Origin of the sequence: Okeania sp. SIO2F4 (assembly GCF_010672385.1) — a bacterium.
Classification (GTDB): domain Bacteria; phylum Cyanobacteriota; class Cyanobacteriia; order Cyanobacteriales; family Microcoleaceae; genus Trichodesmium.
In genome coordinates this window covers 1-4,906 of record NZ_JAAHGT010000747.1, presented here as the reverse complement: position 1 = coordinate 4,906, position 4,906 = coordinate 1, and the positions used below count along the sequence as shown (strand labels likewise).

Here is a 4,906-nt window from a genome sequence, read left to right as displayed (position 1 = left end):
ATAAGGTAAACCTGCTTCCCAAAGAGCTAATAACTTGCCATTGTGAAAAGTTACACCATTATTGGCCACATTTTTATAGGGGCCATAGGGATTATTTATTTGAGGAGGTTCTAATCTGCCACTCCAGACGGCATAACCCAAGTCTTTTTCTACTTCAAATCCTCCCGTCCGTACATAGCGGTTCCGATATTCTGCCCTACCACCACTAATCCTTACCCCATGAAGCATTCCATCACCATCCATCCAATCATATTTACCTAGAGGCGCAAATTGAGGATTAGGGCCATTTCTCACATACATTCCTGACAAATCTCTAGGGAGTTCGCCTTTGATTTCTAGGTTTTCAGCAGTTATTTCTTTGCTGACTGGGGCAAAATTACCCATCAGATAGGGATTAAATTTTGTGGTAGTAGTCATTGGGACTTGCTCCTATAGAAAAAATTAAGGTTCTATTAACAGCTTATGACCACTTTTCCATTCTGTATAGTGTTATAATTCAAAAATTTTGTAAATTTGTACTCATCTGTATTTTCCTTTTTTTCTATCTTTTCTGCTGGCTACTTTTGTGATTCTCGATCAAAACTTTGGCTTTTATATCCGTGGTTTCCATCCTCCCTTTCAAAGCTATTCCCGAGAAGCAGGGAATGGGGAGATAAGGGTTTGGGGGGAGAATGAGCGCCGAATTAGACTATGCATGAAAAAAGAATTTTACGAATAATAAGCCAGATCAAGAGAATTTACAGTAGATGTCTCTTTGACTAATAGACATAGGCGTGAAAAAGATATAGATTTTTTGTGGCTAGTAGGGAACAGGGAACAGGGTATATATTTTCACGAAAAAGATACGAAAAATGATTTCGGAGAGTTAATTTTACAATTCTAGCTTGTCTTAAATAAAGAGCAAGTTTATTTTATAGAGAGGTCTAATTAAGATAAGTTATGAACTAATAAATGGTACTAAAGCTATTTATTCTGACTCTATCCTCCTGAATCAGTCCTCCTGACTCCTAACAAATCCCCTAGCTATTTGTATTCATTAATGGATAATGGATAATTGATAATTGATAATTACAAGAAGGTTTTAACCGCTCGGGAATTGAATATAAGGAATATTTTCTTTGTTTTCCCCTATCTAAGGGGAGGCTTCAAGGCACGAATTATTTAATTATTAATTTTTCGGTAAATATTTATTAAATTGGTATCATGGTTTGCAGAAAAAAAAACGTATTTTTAAATATATTTACTCTTCTCCAGAAGGCAACAGAAAATATATCTAATTCTTAGTTTGAGAGCAATCGTATTTGCTTGCCCACTTAAATTTTTTAAGAATATCACTACTTGTACACCACTACCCAATATTTAAAATAAATGGCTCCATTCAGAGTCAAAGCATTTACCATCTTCCCAAATTCTATTAGAGGCTAGACATTCTGCTTTGCTTTTAATCCAAGGAATTGATGTAGGAGATATCGCTCGATCTTCTTCAACTCCTGGGGGATATATACTTTGATTAGCCTCAACCCATTTCCCATATAAACGATACCCAATAAATCCTGTCAAAAATAACCCATCGGCACATAAAATGGTCAATATTAATATTTTTGAGATAGATTTAAGTTTTTTCTTCCTAAGCTGACGCTCAATACTAGAACGACCACCTTTAACCAAAGTATTTTCTGTGAACATTTCTACTCCTGAAAATCACAAACTATAGATATAAAACCTCAAAAGTCTAAATAAACTAGAAGGAATTGAGGTTATTAAAAATTAATAACTTGTATGTATAAATAGATATTAATGCTGAAATTATTTCAATAGCAAGTGGTTCTACGCAACTTCATCAAACCTTCATAATTAGTCTCAAGATTAATAATATTGGTCTTTCTACAAAAAAGGCTACAAAATTTTATCAGTTTTTATTGCTTTAAAATAAATAAAATCAAGATAATAATCAAATTATATATGGTGAAAAATTAAATTTATTTAACCCTAATGAACTGTTACTAATTTAAGTTTTTAGTAATTTATAATTGACTATTATTAGGAATGATCGGGGGATAAAGAAACGGATAATCGAGGGATAAAGAAACGGATAAAAATTTGATGTTTGATTTTATGTGTTGCGGATATACAGTTTTATTGATATCTAATATTATTTATATTGACAAGCATTAACAAGGAAACAGACCATGAGCAAAATTTAAGTATGTGTAGCAATATTTAAGTAAAAAAAATAAAGCCCAAAAATTTTACGAGGGTGTTTTAAATTCCTGTAGTTCTTTGTAGTCAAGGGTTTCAGATAAATTTATTCAAGATTGTATATGAAGTTTGTGCAAATTTGATCAACCCCTAATAACTTCATCAAAACTTCATAAAAATCGGAAATTTATCCACTCGAATGTTGGATTTACTTCCCTCATAAGGCAGGGTTTGATCATAAGCAATGGGAGAAAAGTGGAAATAGAGACTGGGAAATTACCCAAAATGGGTCATTAAAATATGGCAATCAGCACTCAGTGTTTCAGCTAGGAGAAAAGCATTTTCGTGGAGAAGCTGAGACTATTTTTGGCCATAAAATGCCTTTTGTCCACACTGCCTACAATTTTCAACACAAGTCAAATCGACGTAACAAGATTAAGCATCTATGATAGGCTTCCTTAGACCATATCTATTGTTACTGCAATATTTGTGGCGATCGTTGGAAGCGATCGCCTCACTAACATTTTTGTGTAATACCAAATTCATGCTTAGATAGTTATACCATTTCACAGAATTCAGAATTCAGAAGTTAGATTGGATAGGCTAAAAATTTTGACAATAGAAAGGTTTGAGGCAATTATTTGACATTTAAAGTTTGAAACTATTTGTGACATCTTTAAAGTGAATTGGTATTACAGTAAAATGATCGCAAAACTGTTAGTAATTTTGCGGTCTCCCACTCTTACAGAGCTGCTCCGAAGTGCGCCATATCCAATCGACCAATAGAAAAGAAAATATTCCTTATATTCAATTCCGTAACGGTTTTAACTAGAGGTAATTATCAATTATCTATTATCAATTAATGAACTCCTGACTGCTAAGAACAAAGTCACTGTAGCAATATTTTATGAAATTGGTGTAATGATTCTATTTATAGATTTCCTCTGAGATGATATAAGCTATAGAAATATATATAAATCTTCAATAATAATGAAAAATATTCCTCAATGGGAAAGTCAAACTGAGACTTCTGAGCTAGAGTATCCAGGTAAACCCATAGCAGTTAACTCCAGATTATATATAGAGCGATATCCTTGGGAGGAGCGAGCATATCAAGAAATTGCCCAACTAGGTAGTTTAATTAGGATTAGAGGGTGTAGAAAAATAGGCAAAGCTTCTTTTCTGCTACGATTAATTAATCATGCTCAAACTTTAGGATACCAGATTGTAACTATAGATTTCTTAGAAGTTGATACAAAAGTTTTTGAGAGTACAGATAAATTTTTACGTTGGTTTTGTCTTAATCTAGCGCGACGGCTAAAACTCACTCTAAATCTAGATGATTATTGGGATGAAGAACTAGGTTATAAGGTATCTTGTACTCTATATTTTGAAGAATTACTAGAGGAAATTTATACTTCTTTGGTTTTAATTTTTAAAGAAGTTAATTGTATTTTTGAACATCCTAATATTGCTCAAGATTTTTTGCCATTATTGCGATTTTGGCATGAACAAGCTCCCATAAAAGAAACTTGGAAAAAATTACGGTTAGTAGTAGTTTATGCAACTGAAGTTTATGTTTCATTAAGTGTAAATCAATCCCCATTTAATCTTGGTTTGGCTATTAAATTATCGGAGCTGACATCGGAACAAGTTAAAGATTTTGCTCAATGCTATGAACTGAATTTGCCAGACAAGCAAATAAAAAAATTGATGAATTTAGTAGGCGGACATCCTTATTTAATCCATGTGGCTTTAGACTCTCTATATCGTGAAAATTTAAGTTTCAAAGAATTGTTAAGAGATGCTCCTACTCAGGCAGGAATTTATAGGGATTATCTCCGCGGTTTGTGGGGGGTATTACAAAAGAAACCAAAAATAGCAAACGCATTTAAACAACTAATTACAAGATCGGAAAATATGGAATTAGAACCTGTTATTGCTTATCAATTAGAAAGTTTAGGATTAGTAAAATTAGATGGAAATATTTGTATTCCTGCCTGTCAATTATATCCTCTCTATTTTCAAGGGCAAAAATTAGGGGATACAAGTTATTCCACTTTGGACGATCGAACTAAATATAGAGATTACCAAGGTTCGCAATTATTGACTAATCTTCAGATGATTAAAGTCAGTAATCATGATTTTTTTAACTCCTGTATGCAAGTTGAGTGGCAGACCATGGCTGTTAACAATTCTCCTATTGCTTTGATTTTATCTGAAATAGATAATTATCAAATTTATAAAAATAAATATGGGGTTGAATTTACTAATTATTGTTTAGAAATAATTCGGGAAAATATTGAGGCGATTCTACGGGAGATTATAAATGTATATTTTAACAATGAAAATCAATATTTTATGATTATTTTGCCTAATGCAGATGCTCAAACAGTAATGAAATTAGCAGAAATAATTTTACAAAGAATTCAAGAATTAACATTATCTCCTGACAGAGATATATTGACTAATTTTCCTAATTCAATTGTGACTATGAGTATAGGAGTTGCAGCTACAATTCCTAGCGATAAAAATGAAGCTAGTACACTGTTCTTCGCGGCAGATCAAGCCCTTTTAGAATCTAGTAAATATGGTAATTTTATTACTTTAAGTTCATTTTTAAATTATCAATCATAGTTCAATAGACCTCTGGTGGAAAAGAGGGTAAAGTAAGTAGATAGGCATAAATAAAGATTAAAATAAAAAA

3 protein-coding genes are annotated in these 4,906 nt (G+C 32.2%); 1 reads left to right on the top strand and 2 read right to left on the bottom strand.

What is annotated here, in order from left to right:
• Both F6K22_RS31820 and F6K22_RS31815 read right to left on the bottom strand, forming a co-directional pair.
• On the bottom strand, positions 1-417 hold a 417-nt coding region (locus F6K22_RS31820), incomplete at its 3' end, for a carotenoid oxygenase family protein (RefSeq protein ID WP_293107509.1).
• 942 nt (positions 418-1,359) lie between these two features.
• A complete protein-coding gene (locus tag F6K22_RS31815) occupies positions 1,360-1,686 on the bottom strand; it encodes a hypothetical protein (RefSeq protein WP_293107506.1) in 327 nt (108 codons plus the stop codon).
• 1,503 nt (positions 1,687-3,189) lie between these two features.
• On the opposite strand from F6K22_RS31815, the gene F6K22_RS31810 reads away from it, so the two are divergent.
• Positions 3,190-4,836 (top strand): AAA-like domain-containing protein, encoded by a 1,647-nt coding sequence (locus tag F6K22_RS31810; protein WP_293107503.1) that lies wholly within the window; start codon positions 3,190-3,192, stop codon positions 4,834-4,836.
• Positions 4,837-4,906: the final 70 nt, after the last annotated feature.